Origin of the sequence: Chloroflexus sp. MS-G (genome assembly GCF_000735195.1) — a bacterium.
In the GTDB taxonomy this organism is placed as follows: domain Bacteria; phylum Chloroflexota; class Chloroflexia; order Chloroflexales; family Chloroflexaceae; genus Chloroflexus.
On record NZ_JPIM01000002.1, the window covers coordinates 82,113 to 99,746 of the forward strand.

Below are 17,634 nucleotides of genomic sequence, written 5' to 3' on the forward strand. Positions count from 1 at the left end.
AGACAGAAGGAGAAACGGCGTGAACGAAGCACCTCTCGTTATCAGCTCAATTGAAGGCCCAATTGCGATCCTCACGCTCAACCGTCCGCAAGCGCTCAATGCCCTTAGTCCGGCTCTGATCGACGATCTCATTCGCCATTTAGAAGCCTGTGATGCTGATGAGAACATTCGCGTCATCATTATCACCGGCGCCGGACGTGCCTTTGCTGCCGGAGCTGACATCAAAGCAATGGCCAACGCTACCCCGATTGATATGCTCACCAGTGGTATGATTGCCCGCTGGGCACGCATTGCCGCAGTCCGCAAACCGGTAATTGCCGCAGTGAACGGCTATGCCCTCGGTGGTGGATGCGAACTGGCAATGATGTGCGACATCATCCTGGCCAGTGAAACGGCTCAATTTGGTCAGCCGGAAATCAATCTAGGCATCATCCCCGGTGCCGGCGGCACCCAACGCCTGACACGTGCTCTTGGCCCATACCGAGCGATGGAACTGGTATTGACCGGGGCTACCATCAGCGCCCAGGAAGCAATGGCGCATGGCCTGGTGAATCGGGTCTGTCCACCAGAAAGCCTCCTTGATGAAGCACGCCGTGTTGCCCAGACTATCGCTGCCAAATCACCACTGGCCGTTCAGTTGGCGAAAGAAGCGGTGCGTACCGCTGCCGAGACGACTGTCCGTGAAGGATTGGCTATCGAGTTACGCAACTTCTACCTGCTCTTCGCCAGTGCCGACCAGAAAGAGGGGATGCAGGCCTTCATTGAAAAGCGTCCGCCGCAGTTCAGCGGTCGTTAGCAACGTGTCCAAAAAACACTTTCCAAGGGCTACAGGCTTTTCCGCTACCTTCCGGTTCCCTTCATAAGGGAGAAGCGCACGGTGAAGGACCGGACATGCTCCATGCCCTCGTCCTTGCCCTGGTAAGAGAGGTCGGGGGCTGGGGTAAGGTGAGGGATCTCGCTCAGCATCAGGCTGACAATACGGTCATTGTTCCTACTGAGGGTCATCTTACGGTGTAAACGATCAACGCAATGCTCAAGGAGGCTCTCAAATGGATATACACGAGCGGTTGCGATCACTCGAACACGAAAATGCCATCCTACGTCAGCAACTCTCCATCTTGCGGGCACAAGTCACCGTAAGTTTGGCCACACATCCCATCCCATTTGATGCCATTTTTCATCAATTACCGTTGCCGATGGTTCTCTTTGCACCAGATGGGCTGGCTGTAGCAATGAATCAGGCGAATGCGCAACTGGTCGCAACTCCGATTGATGAGATTGTAGGGCGGTACAACATCTTTAACGATCCGGTAGCCCAAAAACAGGGCTTTGTAGCCGCCTTTGAATCAGCACGTCGTGGTCGGGTGACAACTATACCACCGACGCTCTACAACACTGCCGAAGCCAACATTGCCGGGCGAGTCATTGATCAACAGTTCTGGTCAGAGACGACCTATTTCCCAATTTACGATGCACTGCAACGCCTGGTACTGATCGGCGAACTCAATCGCGACGTTACCGATTGGGTGCGCATGCGCGAAGAAGAGCAACGTCTGGCAGCTACATTACGCGAACGCGAGCAGCGCTTTGCTGCGGTGTTCAATCAGATTCATTTTGGCATCGTCATTGTCAACGAGAGCGGGCGGATTATCGATTGTAATCGGGCAATTAGCATCTTCCTCGGTTTTGAACGCGAAGAGCTGATTGGCAAGCAGATATTGCACCGTACCCACCCCGATGATCGTGAACGTGACCAGGTATTGTGGCAAGAGCTGCTAAACGGCACTCGTGATAGCTACACCATCGAGAAGCGTTACCTGCATAAAGATGGTCATATTGTTTATGGACGGATGACCTGCATCGCAATGCGTGACGCGAATGGTCAGATTACGTTTCTGGCGCGCCTGATTGAAGATCTTTCGGCACAACGTGCTGCCGAAGCAGAAGCCGAAGCCGGGCACCGACTGTTACAAGACATCATCGATCAGATACCGGCTCTGATCTTTGTGAAAGATGTGACCGGACGCTACTTGATCGTAAATGAACGGCTGGCCCGTTTTGCAGGCTACCGTCCACAAGATATGATCGGAAAGGTTGACGAAGACCTGTTCCCGCCAGCACTTGCCGAGTATTACCGGGCTTTTGATCGGGAAGTCATTGAACATCGGCGTTCGATTCAGCGTGACGATGATCGCTGGACAGGGGATAGCCTAACGGCATTTACCACGATTAAGTTCCCTCTCTTCGACCACGCCGGCAATATCTACGGGGTGGCCGGTGTTGCGCTTGATGTTACCGAACGACGTCAGCTCGAATTAGAACGACAACGGATTGAACAACAGTTGCGGGAAGCCCAACGTCTTGAGAGTTTGGGAGCTATGGCCGGTGGCATCGCCCACGACTTCAACAACCTGTTGGTCAGTGTCCTGGGCAATGTCTCGCTGGCCCTCAGTGAAACTACTGCCGACCATCCCATGTACAACCTGCTGGTGCAAATTGAACAGGCCGCACTGCGGGCAACTGAACTGACCAACCATCTCCTGACGTACACCGGTCGCCACCAGCCTGAGATGCAGCGTATCGACCTGAAACAAACGGTTGAAGAGACGGAACACCTCCTGCGGAGTATGATCCCACATCGCATCGAACTTGTGTTCGTTCCGGCAAACACACCTTTACCAATCGAGGCAAATATTGCTCAGGTACGTCAGGTGCTGATGAACCTTGTCATCAATGCTGCGGAAGCGATTGATGGTTCGGGAGTAGTGACGATAACCACTAGCCTACGCGAACTGTGCGCCGATGAGCTAAGCACCATGGTGATCGGCGCTGATCGGCCACCCGGTCAGTACGCAGCTCTGGTTGTGCAGGATACCGGTCACGGCATGGATGAGATGACAAAAGCACGAATTTTTGATCCATTTTTTAGTACAAAATTCACCGGACGAGGGCTTGGTTTGGCAACCGTCAATGGCATTGTGCGTGCTCATCATGGTGCCCTCCAGCTTGTCACTGCTCCCAGTCAGGGCACGACGTTCACCATCTACTGGCCACTTGCACCTTCAGCGTCTCCCTCAGAGGAACCATCGCCTTCAGCGCAATCGGTGCCGCCGGTTCAGGCAACGCATACGAACGCTGGTATCAATAGTACGGTGTTGGTGGTTGATGATGAACCAGCCGTGCGCCATGTTGCACAGCGGATGCTTCACCGCCTCGGCTTCACCGTGTATGAGGCCGGTAGTAGCGATGAAGCCCTTTTTATGATGCGTCAGTATGGCGAGCAGATTACGCTGACCCTGATTGATCTTACGATGCCTGGCATGACCGGTGATGAATTGGCCGATACCTTGCTGGCCCAGTATCCAACGCTCCGCATTATCCTCACCAGTGGATTTTCACAGCAAGAAGTGCCGGCCCATTTACGTGCCACCGGCAAGGTCTCGTTCCTGGCCAAACCATTTACCATGAATACCCTCTCGCAAGCAATCAATATCGCTTTGTCATCACATGCGTTATAATACTCACAGGTTATTTTCTGACATATCCAGATTTTGATTCATATGACAATCAGCCCAGTTGTAGCCTCGCTGCGCGCTCAGGCCGCATTACAAAATGAATGGCTTGCCGAACGTCTCACGACACTGTTACCCGCCATCATGGCCCAGAGCGGAATAGACTTCTGGATCGTGGTCGCCCGCGAATACAACGAAGACCCGGTCATCATGACCCTGCTCCCCGCCCCGACAATGAATGCACGACGACGGACTATCCTGATCTTTGCCCGCAGGGCCGACGGTACCGTTGACCGACTGACACTCGACCGGTATGGCTACGGTGATCTCTATATCCAGGCCTGGAATCCCGACCATGAAGCGCAAGATGACTGTCTGACACGCATTGTCGGTGAGTATCATCCACAACGAATTGGTATCAACGTCTCGCCAACGTTTGCGCTTGCCGATGGTCTATCACATGCTGAATACGAACGCTTACTGATAGCGCTCGGTCCTACCTACGCCGAACGTTGTGTGCACGCCGAGTCGCTGGTCATTGGCTGGCTTGAACGACGCATTCCGGCTGAACTGGCAGTCTACCCCAAACTGGTAGCGCTTGGTCATCGCCTGATCGCTACCGCTTTTTCCCGCACTGTCATCACTCCCGGCGTTACCACAACCGACGATGTTGTCTGGTGGCTGCGTCAGACGATGCACGAAGCTGGCTTACGGGCATGGTTCCAGCCGACAGTGAGCATTCAGGCGCGAGGTATGCCGTTTACCGAACCTCCCACGCGCAACCGTATCTTGCCCGGAGATTTGCTTCATTGCGATGTCGGCTTTTGTCATCTTGGTCTGTGTACCGATCAACAACAGCACGCCTACGTATTAGCCCGTGGTGAAACATCCCCACCGGATGGACTCGTCTCGGCCTTGGCCAGGGCCAACCAGGTGCAGGACCTGTTGCTGGCTGAAATGCAGGTCGGACGCACTGGAAATCAGGTGCTGGCCCTGGCCCGTGCACGGGCACTTCAGGTTGGTCTACAGCCGTCCATTTACTCACATCCACTTGGCTATCACGGTCATGCAGCCGGCCCTACAATCGGGTTATGGGATATGCAGAAAGGCGTCCCCGGCGCCGGTGACTATCCCCTTGCCGATGACACGGTTTATGCAATTGAACTGAATAACGTTGCTACGGTACCAGAATGGGATGATCAACCAGTCCGTATTGCGCTAGAAGAAGATGCGGTGTTGACTGGTGGCAACATCGAGTGGCTGAACGGTCGGCAAACCCAATTGCATATCATCAAGTGATTTCGATGAGTAGCATAGGCGGCACATTTGTATGGAGGAGGTCTCATGGCTTCAGTGGCTGTGCCTGAAACCGATACCCGTCGCGCAATTATGACTGTCCTGTTTGTCGGTGTGTTTATGTCGGCCCTCGACTCGGCAATTATCGGCCCCATCATTCCGGCATTGCGGGCTGCCTTTGCGATTGATAACACCCAGGTTGTGCTGGTGAATATCATCTTCACCCTCTGCTCGCTGAGCAGCACAACGTTGATGGCCAGTCTGAGTGACCGCTACGGACGACGGAGTATCTATCTGTTGAATGTGTTTGGCTTTGCCATCGGCTCGCTGGTCATTGCCCTTTCCTACGACCTGTTGATGGTTCTGGTCGGAAGAGCGCTTCAAGGTATCTGCGCAGGCGGTATTACTCCTACTGCCAGTGCGGTGATCGGCGATGTCCTCCCATCTGCCGAACGGGCTAAGGCATTGGGTCTGATCGGGGCCACTTCAGGTATGGCGTTCCTGGTTGGGCCGGTTCTGGCTTCGCTGATCCTGGCCGTCGCCGACTGGCAGTGGATTTTCCTGCTGAACTTGCCGGTTGCGGCAATGGTGATCTTCCTCGGCTGGCGTGCGTTACCACGCACAACCGCTCATCAAACGGCTCCCGATACGGTCTTTGACTGGCAAGGATTGCTGCTGCTGGTGCTAATCCTGGTTAGTACAACGTTAGGTATCAATCAACTGCTTGATCGCTTACTCGGCATCACCATCTGGCCATGGCTCTTTCTACTGGTGGCGCTGCTGACACCACTCTTAGCGTGGCGTGAGCAACGTACCGCAAACCCGCTGTTACCACCACGACTCTTCACGAATCGCCAATTACAGATTGTCTATATCCTGGCCGCCGGTTCTGGGATTGCCATGGGAAGCATCATTTTCATTACTTCGGTAGCGGTCAATTTCGGTGTACCGATCAGTCAGGCTGGTTTCTTCCTGTTACCTCTGGTCTTTCTGGCCTCGATCACCTCCATCATTGCCGGTCGTTTGCTCCCGCGAATCGGTGGTCGGCTGGCGATGCTGAGTGGTTATAGTCAACTAACGATCGGAACCGGTCTTCTCGGCCTGCCAGCAGCACCCTTTTGGCTCTTCGTGCTGGCGACATTGATTATGGGTAGCGGCCTGGGAATCGTCGTCGGTGGTACGCTGCGTGCATTGGTACTTGAAGAGGTAGCCGCTGGCGATCGGGGTGTAGCGCAAAGTGTGATTAACATTTCCATTAGTATCGGGACGTTAATTGCAGTGGCCGTTATGGCCAGCATCGCCGATGCTTTTGACCTCGCCACTGCCTATCTGGCCTGCACCGGTGCGATGGGGTTGATGACGATCATCAGTCTCGCCCTCCGCCGTCAGTTTAGTTTACCACCCACTCCCTGACCGATCATTGTCGGTATCAAGTTGTGCTATCCTATCCGGCAACGGCAGTTGGCCGGGTAGGATAGGTATCTGACCATGCGGGTCGCTCTCGTTCACGATTATCTTAATCAGTACGGCGGTGCTGAGCGGGTGCTCGAGGCGCTGCACGAACTTTTTCCGGCTGCACCGGTGTACACGTCGATCTTCGATCCCACTTCAATGCCGGCTCCATACCAGAACTGGGATATTCGCACCTCATTTATGCAACACCTGCCGGCATGGCGTTCTCAGTTTCGGCGTTATGTCGCGCTCTACCCCACCGCTTTCGAGCGATTCGACCTGAGCGGCTACGATCTCATTATCAGTAGTTCGAGCGCTTTTGCCAAGGGTGTCATTCCGCGTCCCCGAGCACTCCACATCTGTTATTGTCATACGCCGATGCGTTTTGCCTGGCGCACCGACGACTACGTAGCCCGTGAGCAGATCAACGGGATCCAAGCCAAGCTCTTACCGTTCATCCTCAACTACCTGCGGATCTGGGATACCGTCAGTGCGAATCGAGTCGATCTCTTTGTCGCGAACTCCCACGAAGTTGCCGGACGGATCGCCCGTTATTACCGGCGACCATCAGTAGTGATTCCGCCACCGGTCGATCTGCCACCCTACGAACCGCAACCACCCGAAGAGTTTTATCTGGCCGGTGGCCGTCTGATCCCGTACAAGCGATTGGAACTGGCGATTGAGGCGTTTAACCATCTCCGTCTCCCCTTAAAAATCTTCGGTGATGGTCGCGACCGCGCCCGTCTTGAACGTCTGGCCGGCCCCAATATCGAATTTTTGGGCTGGGTTGATGAAGCTACGCGCCTCGATCTGTTTGCTCGCTGCCGTGCCTTCATCTTTCCCGGCGAAGAAGATTTCGGTATCACCCCGCTCGAAGTGCTGGCAGTGGGCCGACCGGTCATCGCTTACGCTGCCGGTGGCGCACTCGAAACGCTGATCGATGGCGTGACCGGACGCTTCTTCTACCAGCCGACTGCTGCCGCCCTGGCCGCTGCCGTCGCCCTCTCGCGTACCGATCAGATCGATCCGCTTACACTCCGTCGCCACGCCGAACGCTTTAGCCGCGCACGTTTCCTCAAGGCATTCCGCTCCTTCGTCGATGACGCTTTAACTGCTCACCGCGAAGGTCGCCTCTTTGAGTTTGAACAGAGTCTGCTCGGCCAACAATTCTTGCCAGCGTAGCAATACATCGTGACACATTATGTCTACTTTTGGTATCATCTAACCGGGTAAAGTGTAGTAAGATGTTGGCGAGTAATGACGGCAGGAAGAATTATGGGATTGACAACGTTTATTCGCATTAGCCGTCGCTTCTGGCTTATCATTCTCTTGCCGGCCCTGATTGCCGGTGGTCTGAGTCTCTGGCTTGATAGCCAACGACCCCTGCGCTACCAGGCCTCGGCAAGGTTGTTAGTCACCTATTCATCAGCCGTGACCGCTGACTCGATAGAAAGCTGGCAAATTACCGAATTCATTATCGACGACATGCCGCAAGTTATCAGCAGTGCCAGCTTCGCGGCGCAGGTTGTACCACTTCTGGCCGAGCGCGGAATTACCCTTTCTCTGCCTGAGATTCAACAGGGTTTACGGATGAATCCACTTCACCGCGCTGTCGATCTTTCTGGCGAGGCTTCATCACCCGCAGCAGCCCAGGCCCTGGTCGAAGCTGCTATCACGGTGTTGCAAACCCATGGTTTATCATTCTGGGGGAGAACCGACGGCCAGTTGCATGTCGTTGTGCTCGATGGAGTTGGCGCAGCCCATCCAACTACGTCATTCCGTGCTCTGCTCTTTGACGCTACACTTCGTGCGGCACTTGGTTTGATTGTCGGCTTCGCACTGGCAGTCCTTGCCGCCAGATTACGCCCAACAGGCGAGGAGGGTTTATGGAAATCCGCGACTATGTAAGGATCCTGGTTAAACGCTGGTGGGTTATTATCCTCACCGCCATTGCAGCCGTTGCTGGCGCATACGTGATCAGCAAACTGCTGCCGCAAACGTTTCGCACGCAGGCAGTCTACCTCGTACTGGCAAACCAGGCCGACAACGGCCTCAATATCGTGTTACGCAACTCGATGAATAGCTACCGCGAGCTGGTGATGCAACCGAGCGTGCTCGATCAGATCAGCCAACAGATCGGCCTTGATATAAGCGGCGAGCGATTGATGGAAGACGTTAACATTCAGCCGCGCCCTGATGAGCAAAAGATTGTGATCGAGGTCGATTTGCCGCGACTCGACCAGTCGCAGGCGCTAGCCGATGCAGTGGGTGAACGCATAGTCGCCGAAGTGAACCGGATTAACGCCACTCTCGAAGGTACGGCCCGGATCAACGTGACCCGGATTCAGCCGGCCCGCCTGGTTGAAATTCGTCCCAATACGCGCATCAATATGCTGGCCGGTGCGATTCTGGGCCTGATCGTCGGTCTTGTCCTGGCTTTTGTGCTCGAATATCTTGACGATACCTTGAAAACGTCTGAAGATGTTGAACGCTTTGTCGGTTTGCCAACGTTAGGTGCCATTCCGCTGACCGAGCGATAGTTAGTTACCGCTCGTCCTGTCAGTTGATATAAAAGGTTGGGAGTAAATGATAGTGACTTCGTCGCCTGAGCAGGTACTAATCACCTTACGCGAACCGGCTTCTGCCGCTGCGGAAGCGTATCGTACTCTGCGCACCAATATCCTGTTTTCAAGCCTTGATAAACCTATTCACACCCTTTTACTGACTTCCGCTGAACAAACACCCGACAAGAGCCTGACCGCAGCAAACCTTGCGGTCACCATGGCCCAGGCCGAACAGCGTGTTCTCCTGGTCGATTGTGATCTGCGCCAGCCGACGCTCCATACCATCTTCGGCCTCTCAAACGAACAAGGTCTTACCAGCGCAATTCTCGATCAAGAGGCGCCACTGGCGATTCAACCAACCGAGGTGCCAGGGCTAAGCCTGCTCCCGAGTGGACCGCTCCCTCCCCGCCCCGCCGACCTGCTTGGTTCTCGTCGCATGGAAGGATTACTCAACCGTCTGCGCCAGATCGCCGATATTGTGATCTTCGACACGCCACCCGTTCAACCCTTTACCGATGCGCTTGTGTTGGCAACTCGTGTCGACGGGGTATTGCTCGTTATTCAGGCCGGTCGCTCACGCCGTGATCGGGTCCGCGAGGCACGCCAAAAACTCGAAAAGGTCAAAGCGAATCTGCTCGGCGTTGTCCTCAGCGGCGCCCGTATCTGATTGATCGCGCAGATTGGGAAAAAGGAGAAAGTGCTTCGCGCTAAAGCAGTTTCCCCGCTTCAGCGGGGCAAGAGAGATTAAACGCTATCGTCCTTATGCAAGACGCACTCACAAATCAACCGACGATCCTGGTAATCGATGACGAAGCCAGTATTCGGAATGTCGCGAAAGCCTATCTCGAACACGCCGGTTATCGCGTCTTGTGTGCCACTACCGGCCCGGAAGGCTTACAGATGGCACTCGATCATCAACCCGATCTGATTGTCCTTGACCTCATGCTGCCCGGTATGGACGGTATGGAGATCACGGCCCGGCTGCGCGCACACTCAGACGTGTTTATCCTGATGTTGACGGCCCGCAGTGAAGAGATGGATCGAGTGGCGGGACTGCGCGTTGGTGCCGATGATTACCTTACCAAACCGTTCAGCCCGCGCGAACTGGTTGCACGGGTAGAAGCCATTTTACGTCGGCAACGGGGTAAAACGACCAAAAGTTCACTGATGCGTTTTGCCCACCTCGACATCGATCCCGATGCACGTGAAGCACGCGCCGCCGGTCAGCTCCTCGACCTGACTCCTACGGAATTCGATCTGTTGCTGGTCCTGGCTCGTAACCACAATCGCGTGCTCAGCCGCGAGGACTTGATCGATAAGGTGTGGGGCGCCGATTTCTACGGCACCGATCGCGTAGTTGACGTATACATTAGTCAACTGCGACGCAAGATTGAAACAATGACCGGCGCAAATGTCATTCGTACTGTTCGTGGTGTCGGCTACCGATTTGTCGATCCACCACTTTAATGCAACTGCTCCGGCGCATAACTGTCCGCTCCACTCTTACGCATCACACGATAGAAGCGAGTGCCGGACTGGTCATGACCAGACGAGCTTTCGGTCCGTGTTTCCTTAGCAGGAGTATGTTTCAGCCACGTGCTGCGAACAGACAGTAACACACGGTGAACTATGCGCTTTTGGCGACAACTTCGCTGGCAAATCATCGGTGCGCAAATGCTGGTGGTCATCGTTGGCGTCGTGACACTCAGCTTCACTGCCAACCTCCTGATCGAACAAACCATCCCAACTGCACAGGTAACACCTGTACGCACCACCGTCATTCAGGCACTGGCTGTAGCTGCGCTGGCAGCCACCATTGCCGGTCTAACCACCAGTCTCCTGCTGGTTCAGATCATCTTACGCTCACTTCGCAATATCGCTGGCAGTAGTCAACGCATTGCCGCCGGACGCTACGACGAGCGCGTTGAGGTACCGGCAAGTGATGAGTTACGCGCCGTTGCTGAGAGCTTCAACCAGATGGCCGAGGCGCTGGAACAGATCGAGCAGCGCCGCATCACCATGATCGGCAATATAGCCCACGAACTGCGCACACCACTCGCCGGAATTGAAGGCTACCTGGAGGGTTTGATCGATGGCGTACTGCCCAACACCGCTGACACCTTTCTCGATATGAAGCAAGAAGTGCGCCGCCTACGGCGTCTCGTCGATGATCTTCAGACCCTCTCGCGGGTCGAAGCCGGTCAGATCTCACTCCACTTCACGACCTTCGATATCAACGACGTCATCCACCGTGTCGTCGCGCAAATCCAGCCTCAGGTGCTCGATGGCTGTTTACAGATGCAATTTGCGTCTCACGAACACCCACTGCTGGTTCACGCCGACCCCGACCGTGTAGCCCAGATTTTGCTCAATCTTCTCGGTAATGCAGTACGCTATACTCCTGAAGGCGGTTGCATTACTATTCGTTCAGTCCATACCAACGACGAAGTGCAGGTCATCGTCGAAGACACTGGTATTGGTATCGCCGCCGAACATCTCCCTTTCATCTTTGAACGTTTCTACCGGGCCGACCCCTCGCGCGCTCGTACCAGCGGTGGAAGTGGTATCGGGCTGACCATCGCTCGCCATCTGGCCTGGGCAATGGGCGGTGACATCCGCGCTGCCAGCGCTGGCCCTGGCAAAGGCAGTACCTTTACGCTCTCTTTACCACGCGCCGGGTAGAGGCGGGTGCCAAACCCGCTCGTTGCAGTGTCCTTTCTAAAATGACCACCCAACGCGGGCCAGAGACCCGCGCACCCAGTAGCAGGTATGTGCTAAGATATTGGTAGTTCTTGATAACCAGATGTGAATAGCACCTGCCTGCTTCATCGCAAGAGTACCATTTCCAAAAGAGTGGGGTACGTCGTGCAGACGCTACAACCAAAAAATCCATACATTCGTATAGCACTACGTCGTGCGGCCAGAGGTACCGGCTCAGCGGACGAATTCTTAAACCGGAGAACCACCGTGCAACAATTGCCAGACTTGTGGCGAATACTGGAAAATATCCACTGGGCGCTGGTTGGCGCAATGGCACTGCGCGCCTATGCTCCAGAGCGTTTGACCCAAGACATCGATATTGTTATCCAGGCTCACGAAGAACAGGCTGCACGGCTTGCCTTCACCGCCGCTGGCTACCGGATTGGTCATCCGTTGCTCATTGGCGGATTTACCGCACATGCGCCAGATGATACGGGTTATAGCATCGATGTCCTGGCATTGAAAGAACCCTGGCTCAACGAAGCTCTATCACATCTGGAGTATGATCTCGCCGGCTTTCCGGTATTACCGCGACAATTTCTGATCTTGATGAAATTACAGGCAGGTCGAGCCCAAGATATCGCTGATATTACCCGTTTGCTACGTCAAGCGAATCAGACAGAACGATCTACTGCACGCACGGTCGTGGCTACCTATGCTCCTGATCTCCTTGATGATTTCGATGCACTGGTTGTACTGACCGATCTGGAGTTCGGTACTAGATAATCAGGTTGCTTCACAATCCTGACACCGTTTCATGCTCATCTAATTGAGCGACAGGGCTTCACGTCATCTCCATCTCAGCACAAGTTCGCGGGAATCTGCACCAGCGCCCTCTCCTCTAGTCAGCGATATATGGAACATTAGCCAATCTACGGCAGTACCGGGCAAATTGACGGCGGATTGGTCGGTGGAGTAACCCCAAAATACGCTTGCATGATCTGAGTCACGGCCGGGACAGCAATGGTTGACGAACCATCGTTGAGATCACCCACTCCCTCGACCAGCACTGCAACCACAATCTCCGGGCGCTCGTATGGAGCAAACCCGACAAACCAGGCATGGCTTTGCCGCACCAGCCGACCATCAGCAGTTGTCAAGATCGGGCCAAACTCTGCAGTACCGGTTTTACCGGCAATCCGCAACCCCGAACAGACTTCACGGGCTGCGACACCCAAGCCATTGGTAATCGAGGCAAACAACCCTTCGCGGATTGTTGCCAGATGACGTTGTTCAACCGGAATGCGCCCAATTGGCTCGGCGGGTATCTGCTGAACGACCTGACCGTTCTCATCGACGATCCGATCAACCACGTGTGGACGATACAGGGTGCCATCGGTTGCAATTGCTCCGGCAGCAACTGCTAGTTGTAGCGGAGTCACTTCCAGATAGCCCTGACCAATGGCCGTATTGTAGGTATCGCCGGTAGTCCAGGCTTCACGCAAAACTTGAGCCTTCCATGCGCGCGTTGGTACCCGACCGCTGGCTTCCCCAACCAGATCAACCCCTGTCGCACGACCAAAATTGAACCACGATAACCCCTCCACGAGCTGATCGATCCCCAACCCAGGAATACGGAGCGCACGTTGATCAAGATTGACCGCCTGGTCGTTGCCACCGGCAACACTGGCAAAGAAGACGTTTGACGACAATCGCAGCGCATCGCGAACATCGATCAGGCCATTGTCACGGTTGCGTACCGAGTTGGGCAAAATGAATTCTGCACCGCTGCGTTCGATCAGACGCAACAAACCAGGGTCACGCAGTTTTGTATCAGCCGTGATCACGCCCTGTTGTAACGCCACTGCACCAACAAATTGTTTGATTGTCGAACCTGGTGGATACTGTCCAGAGATCGCACGATTGGTAAAAGGCGCCAGCCGCTGCAACTCGCGTTGCGCTTCGACGCTCGGTGGCGCGAGCAATGCCTGTAATTCAGCGATCCGCTTTGGATCAACCCAGATATTATTGTCGTAGTCGGGGATGCTCACCATCGCCAGGATACGGCCATCACGCGGGTCAAGCGCCACGGCAACCCCGGCCACAATCGGCGCATAGGCCCGCTTGTGCGCTTCTTTCGCAGCTAATCGTCGCTCTTCACCGACACGAATCCAGCGCTGTAGGATGCGCTCAACCTCGGCCTGGAATTGTGCGTCAATGGTCAGGATCAGATTGTGACCATTCGCAACCGGTCGCAGCGTGGTTACACCACTCACCGGACGTTGCAGCGCATCAACCAGCAGCGAGTCGATCCCCATCTGACCACGCAGCACCTTCTCGTAAGCTGCCTCTAGACCGTCTTTACCGATTAGATCACTCGGCAAATACGGTGGCAAGCCGATGCTGGTTGGTTCAATCTCCTTCGTCATCAAGCCACACACGGGCGCATTCGCCGTGACATCAGTTAACGCTCGTAACCATGAACTGGCCGGGTTCACCGCCGTCAGCTCGCAGGCATTGATCCGTCCGACATACCCCAACAGGTGGGAAAGTGAAGGTATCTCGCTACTCAGCGGATAACGGCGACGAAACCCCTCTACCACTCGCGCACCGGGGAGATAATTAGTATTCTCGCGCAACGCCAAAACAAGTTCTGGCGCAATATCTTCTTTGATAATGACCGGTTGGTAACTCCGTACATTTGCCTGCGCTAGAAGCTGTTCAATCGGATTGACCAGTGTTACCACCTCCCGATACTTTCGGCTCAGCGTGAGCGCACCAATGCTATCTGCTGGGGCAATCGTGATCGTCACGCTATCAGTTGTGGCAGGCAAAGGCGCGCCGGTCAACGCCATCACATCGGCCCGTAGATCAGGCATCGTTTCAACAGCACTGGCCGGATCGATAATAAGTGTCGCTGGCAGATCGGCAATCTGCGCCAGGCGAGCCAGGGTTAACGCGCGCTGTTCGGGTGCAGTCGTAGCTGAGGGAAGCTGCCCGGGCACAGCGGCCAGGTTATAGATCGGAACACTTTCGGCCAGGATACGACCACGAGCATCCAGGATTTCACCCCGGCGCGGCTGGTTCGTCAAATACCGCCTTGTCGTGACGTCAATGTTGGGACCAAACCGCTGCGCGTCCGTTGTAATCAGTTGTAATTGTGCCAGCCGTGCCACCAACACAACCACCACCAGCAACAGAATTGCTCGCAATGCGATGAGTCGATTCATGGCTGTTCTTTAGCCTTCCTGTACCCGGTCGGTATTCCAATAGCAACACTGAGCAGAAGAATGATTACCTCAATCTTTCACCATTCGCAACAAGCGGTGGAGGAGAGCGACGGTCGGTAATGTTGGTATCAGGGCCAGCAGGAGCGAGGGCAACATCACCACCCGCACATACACCTGCCAGTCACTATCTGGCGGCAACACCAAAAGCCAGAGCACAGCCTCGTAAATCAGGGTACCACATGCGACTGACAGCAACGACACCAGCGGGCGTTCAACGACAAATCGGCGAGCAACCAGGCCAACAACGAACACAGCTACTAGATGAGCAATCGTATGACTGCCGAACGGCATCGATCCCAGCAAATCCAACGCGATTCCACCGTAAAAGGCCCACCACAAACCACGCATTAACCCTCGAACCGGTTCCGCTGTTCCTGCCCCGACCAGTGATCGCCCAATTGCCAGAACCAGCAGGAGCGGAATGCAAAAGCCGGTAGGAGCCGTTAATAACGTCACCTGGATCAGCGCAAGGAGCAACAAAATGAGAATCAGCCCCGATTCTCGTGCCAGTCGTTCTTCTATCCGTCTTGGCTGATTATTACCCACACGTAATGTACCTGATCCGGATCAACGAACGGCCGGATCTCACCGATCTGGCGTTGCCCTTCCTGTCGTACCGCTTCGATCACGCCAATCGGTACCGCTTGCGGCATAGCAGCCAGATCAAGAGGTAGATTGAGCGCTCCGCTAATTCCAGCCGTTACAACATGGTCACCCTCGTGCATCGCCAGGCTGCGATCAATCAGCTCGACACGCAAACGTGAACCAAGCTGCCACTGCCCCTGCATCAAACCAAGTGGTGCCGAATCAGCTTGTAACAAACGCACACTGAGCTGACTGCTAATATCGGTGATCATTAGCACATCAGCAGTGCGCGGTCCCACTGCCTCGATTACGCCAATCAACGCTGGTGGCCCACCTGGCTGCTGCCCTATTACTGCCATCCCCACGCGCACTCCATCCTCGGCCCCGCGGGCAATGGTCAATACGCGACGGGCTGCATCAGGTGCGAGCACCATCACCTCAGCGCCGAGAATGTTCCACGGATACGAACGAGTAATCGCAAGCTGCTGGCGTAAGAAGCTATTCTCAACTCTGGCCTGTTCAAGCCGAAGCACTTCAGTAGCCAGACGAGCGTTCTCGGCTTCCAGTTCGGCGATTCTGGCCTGCATTGTCGTCACATCACGCGGAGTTGACCACCACGACACCAGATTGGCTCGTCGTTCCGTCAACCAAGAAGCCAGTGGTTGCACGACCTCGCGAAGGCGGAGGTGCGCTGGCGTAATAATGCCTTGTCGATCAAGTACCAACATCAGCACACCAACGAGCAATAACACCCCTGCCAGTGCAATCACGCGCCAGTATCCTCGATCACTGGCCGGCTCACGACGTAATTGTAACGGTCGTTCATCGAGAAAATCGCGCATGAGCTATCTCCGCACCCGACGAGAAGACTGGGCACGCATCAAAATATCCTGGTAGACACCGTTATCAAAGTGTTCAACCATTTTACCGGCGCCACGCGCCACACACGACAGCGGGTCTTGGGCGATATGCACCGGCATACGAGTCTCAGCGGCGATCCGCTTGTCAAGGCCGTGCAGCAACGAACCACCACCGGCCAGCATAATGCCGTGTTCCATAATGTCCGCAACTAGCTCGGGTGGTGTCTCTTCAAGCGCCGCCCGCACTTCAGCAACAATCGCATTCACCGGCCCAGCAATACCCTCGCGTAGCTCAACCGAGCTGACCTCTATTGCCTTCGGCAAACCGGTGAGGAGATCACGGCCCCGCAAAACAACTTTGATCTCTTCATCGAGGGGGTAAGCCGAACCGGCGGCAATCTTCGCTTTCTCGGCCATCCGCTCACCGATCAGCAAGTTGTATTCCCGACGCGCAAACTGAATAATCGCTTCGTCAATTTCATCACCGGCGATTCGGATCGAATGATTTATGACAATTCCACCCAGGGCAATGACGGCAATCTCTGTCGTACCACCACCGATGTCAACGATCATCGAACCAATCGGCTCCTCCACCGGCAGACCGGCGCCGATAGCCGCCGCCATTGGCTCCTCGACCACGTAGGCCTCACGCGCTTTCGCGTTCAAAGCAGCTTCACGTGCTGCGCGCTTTTCTACCTCTGTGACCCCCGAAGGTACACCGACCACAACCCGCGGTCGCGGATCGACCAGCGGCAGTGCAGCATAGGCATGCGCCTTTTTAATAAAATAGGCCAGCATTTGCTCGACCACATCAAAATCGGCGATAACCCCATCTTTCAGTGGTCGCACTGCAACAATGTTGGCCGGTGTCTTGCCCACCATCGCCTTGGCTTCTGCCCCAACTGCATGCACCTTTTTTGTGCGTGTATCAATCGCGACGACCGATGGTTCACTGATGACGATCCCTTTACCACGCACGTGAACCAGGGTATTAGCCGTACCGAGATCAATACCCAGATCACGACTAAAGGCGCCAAAAATTGTATTAAAGGGGTTGAAACCCACGGCAACACTCCATGTCACTGTTATCTAGAGGAGGCCTGATACGCTTCAGGCCGAAAACGCTTCTTTATTCGATCCAATCCGATAAGCCGCCGGATTGGATCGCTATATTATAGCATACCGCTGAGCAATGCTCTCGCGACGTGTTGGATGCCAGAACGTTTCAGCGTCGTCAGCATTAGGTACATTCGATAACTGAACTGAACGGTGTAACGACGGAGCGACACCGAAGAACATCGCTGACAATGTCTCCCAACCCACAGCATCACCTGGGTGCGCGGGCCTCCGGCCCGCAGGTACGGTCAACGGCTTG

The 17,634-nt window shown here is 55.0% G+C and carries 15 protein-coding genes; 11 read left to right on the forward strand and 4 right to left on the reverse strand.

What is annotated here, in order from left to right; genetic code table 11:
- Nucleotides 1-19 precede the first annotated feature (19 nt).
- The 11 genes from JE47_RS0100820 to JE47_RS0100875 all read left to right on the forward strand — a co-directional run bounded on the left by JE47_RS0100820 (nucleotide 20) and on the right by JE47_RS0100875 (nucleotide 12,310).
- Nucleotides 20-796, forward strand: a complete 777-nt coding sequence (locus JE47_RS0100820; RefSeq protein WP_031457943.1) for an enoyl-CoA hydratase-related protein — start codon at nucleotides 20-22, stop codon at nucleotides 794-796.
- A 253-nt stretch (nucleotides 797-1,049) separates the two neighbouring features.
- Entirely contained in the window at nucleotides 1,050-3,518 is a 2,469-nt protein-coding gene (locus JE47_RS0100830) for a PAS domain-containing hybrid sensor histidine kinase/response regulator (protein WP_031457944.1), read from the forward strand.
- Nucleotides 3,519-3,560: 42 nt separating this feature from the next.
- Nucleotides 3,561-4,811 carry a M24 family metallopeptidase gene (locus tag JE47_RS0100835; protein WP_031457945.1) on the forward strand — a complete coding sequence of 417 codons (1,251 nt, stop codon included), beginning with the start codon at nucleotides 3,561-3,563 and terminating at the stop codon, nucleotides 4,809-4,811.
- A 45-nt stretch (nucleotides 4,812-4,856) separates the two neighbouring features.
- Nucleotides 4,857-6,221 (forward strand): MFS transporter, encoded by a 1,365-nt coding sequence (locus JE47_RS0100840; RefSeq protein WP_031457946.1) that lies wholly within the window; start codon nucleotides 4,857-4,859, stop codon nucleotides 6,219-6,221.
- 75 nt (nucleotides 6,222-6,296) lie between these two features.
- Nucleotides 6,297-7,442 (forward strand): glycosyltransferase, encoded by a 1,146-nt coding sequence (locus tag JE47_RS0100845; protein ID WP_031457947.1) that lies wholly within the window; start codon nucleotides 6,297-6,299, stop codon nucleotides 7,440-7,442.
- Between the two features lie 93 nt (nucleotides 7,443-7,535).
- Complete coding sequence (locus JE47_RS0100850; protein ID WP_031457948.1) at nucleotides 7,536-8,168, forward strand: hypothetical protein; 633 nt, start codon at nucleotides 7,536-7,538, stop codon at nucleotides 8,166-8,168.
- Entirely contained in the window at nucleotides 8,147-8,800 is a 654-nt protein-coding gene (locus JE47_RS0100855) for a YveK family protein (RefSeq protein WP_031457949.1), read from the forward strand. The genes JE47_RS0100850 and JE47_RS0100855 overlap by 22 nt, the downstream gene beginning before the upstream one ends.
- Before the next feature lie 46 nt (nucleotides 8,801-8,846).
- On the forward strand, nucleotides 8,847-9,491 hold the full coding sequence (locus JE47_RS0100860) for a CpsD/CapB family tyrosine-protein kinase (RefSeq protein ID WP_031457950.1): 645 nt from the start codon (nucleotides 8,847-8,849) through the stop codon (nucleotides 9,489-9,491).
- 95 nt (nucleotides 9,492-9,586) lie between these two features.
- The gene (locus JE47_RS0100865; protein WP_031457951.1) at nucleotides 9,587-10,291 is read left to right on the forward strand and encodes a response regulator transcription factor; all 705 of its coding nucleotides are present in this window, start codon (nucleotides 9,587-9,589) and stop codon (nucleotides 10,289-10,291) included.
- Nucleotides 10,292-10,453: 162 nt separating this feature from the next.
- On the forward strand, nucleotides 10,454-11,506 hold the full coding sequence (locus tag JE47_RS0100870) for a sensor histidine kinase (protein WP_031457952.1): 1,053 nt from the start codon (nucleotides 10,454-10,456) through the stop codon (nucleotides 11,504-11,506).
- A gap of 285 nt (nucleotides 11,507-11,791) precedes the next feature.
- Nucleotides 11,792-12,310 (forward strand): hypothetical protein, encoded by a 519-nt coding sequence (locus JE47_RS0100875; RefSeq protein ID WP_236631092.1) that lies wholly within the window; start codon nucleotides 11,792-11,794, stop codon nucleotides 12,308-12,310.
- A 146-nt stretch (nucleotides 12,311-12,456) separates the two neighbouring features.
- Here JE47_RS0100875 and JE47_RS0100880 read toward each other — a convergent pair whose 3' ends face one another.
- The 4 genes from JE47_RS0100880 to JE47_RS0100895 form a co-directional block, all read right to left on the reverse strand.
- The gene (locus tag JE47_RS0100880; RefSeq protein ID WP_031457954.1) at nucleotides 12,457-14,754 is read right to left on the reverse strand and encodes a penicillin-binding transpeptidase domain-containing protein; all 2,298 of its coding nucleotides are present in this window, start codon (nucleotides 14,752-14,754) and stop codon (nucleotides 12,457-12,459) included.
- Nucleotides 14,755-14,823: 69 nt separating this feature from the next.
- Nucleotides 14,824-15,360, reverse strand: a complete 537-nt coding sequence (locus tag JE47_RS0100885) for a rod shape-determining protein MreD (protein WP_031457955.1) — start codon at nucleotides 15,358-15,360, stop codon at nucleotides 14,824-14,826.
- Nucleotides 15,333-16,241 (reverse strand): rod shape-determining protein MreC, encoded by a 909-nt coding sequence (gene mreC, locus JE47_RS0100890; RefSeq protein ID WP_031457956.1) that lies wholly within the window; start codon nucleotides 16,239-16,241, stop codon nucleotides 15,333-15,335. Before mreC ends, JE47_RS0100885 begins: the two co-directional genes overlap by 28 nt.
- Nucleotides 16,242-16,244: 3 nt before the next feature.
- A complete protein-coding gene (locus tag JE47_RS0100895) occupies nucleotides 16,245-17,324 on the reverse strand; it encodes a rod shape-determining protein (protein WP_031457957.1) in 1,080 nt (359 codons plus the stop codon).
- Nucleotides 17,325-17,634 lie beyond the last annotated feature (310 nt).

What these genes read in the sequence shown, in the direction of transcription:
- mreC (WP_031457956.1), bottom strand. Translation starts at nt 16,241, where the DNA reads ATGCGCGATTTTCTCGATGAACGACCGTTACAATTACGTCGTGAGCCG.
- JE47_RS0100830 (WP_031457944.1), top strand. Translation starts at nt 1,050, where the DNA reads ATGGATATACACGAGCGGTTGCGATCACTCGAACACGAAAATGCCATC.
- JE47_RS0100870 (WP_031457952.1), top strand. Translation starts at nt 10,454, where the DNA reads ATGCGCTTTTGGCGACAACTTCGCTGGCAAATCATCGGTGCGCAAATG.
- JE47_RS0100840 (WP_031457946.1), top strand. Translation starts at nt 4,857, where the DNA reads ATGGCTTCAGTGGCTGTGCCTGAAACCGATACCCGTCGCGCAATTATG.
- JE47_RS0100860 (WP_031457950.1), top strand. Translation starts at nt 8,847, where the DNA reads ATGATAGTGACTTCGTCGCCTGAGCAGGTACTAATCACCTTACGCGAA.
- JE47_RS0100835 (WP_031457945.1), top strand. Translation starts at nt 3,561, where the DNA reads ATGACAATCAGCCCAGTTGTAGCCTCGCTGCGCGCTCAGGCCGCATTA.
- JE47_RS0100880 (WP_031457954.1), bottom strand. Translation starts at nt 14,754, where the DNA reads ATGAATCGACTCATCGCATTGCGAGCAATTCTGTTGCTGGTGGTGGTT.
- JE47_RS0100855 (WP_031457949.1), top strand. Translation starts at nt 8,147, where the DNA reads ATGGAAATCCGCGACTATGTAAGGATCCTGGTTAAACGCTGGTGGGTT.
- JE47_RS0100865 (WP_031457951.1), top strand. Translation starts at nt 9,587, where the DNA reads ATGCAAGACGCACTCACAAATCAACCGACGATCCTGGTAATCGATGAC.
- JE47_RS0100845 (WP_031457947.1), top strand. Translation starts at nt 6,297, where the DNA reads ATGCGGGTCGCTCTCGTTCACGATTATCTTAATCAGTACGGCGGTGCT.
- JE47_RS0100850 (WP_031457948.1), top strand. Translation starts at nt 7,536, where the DNA reads ATGGGATTGACAACGTTTATTCGCATTAGCCGTCGCTTCTGGCTTATC.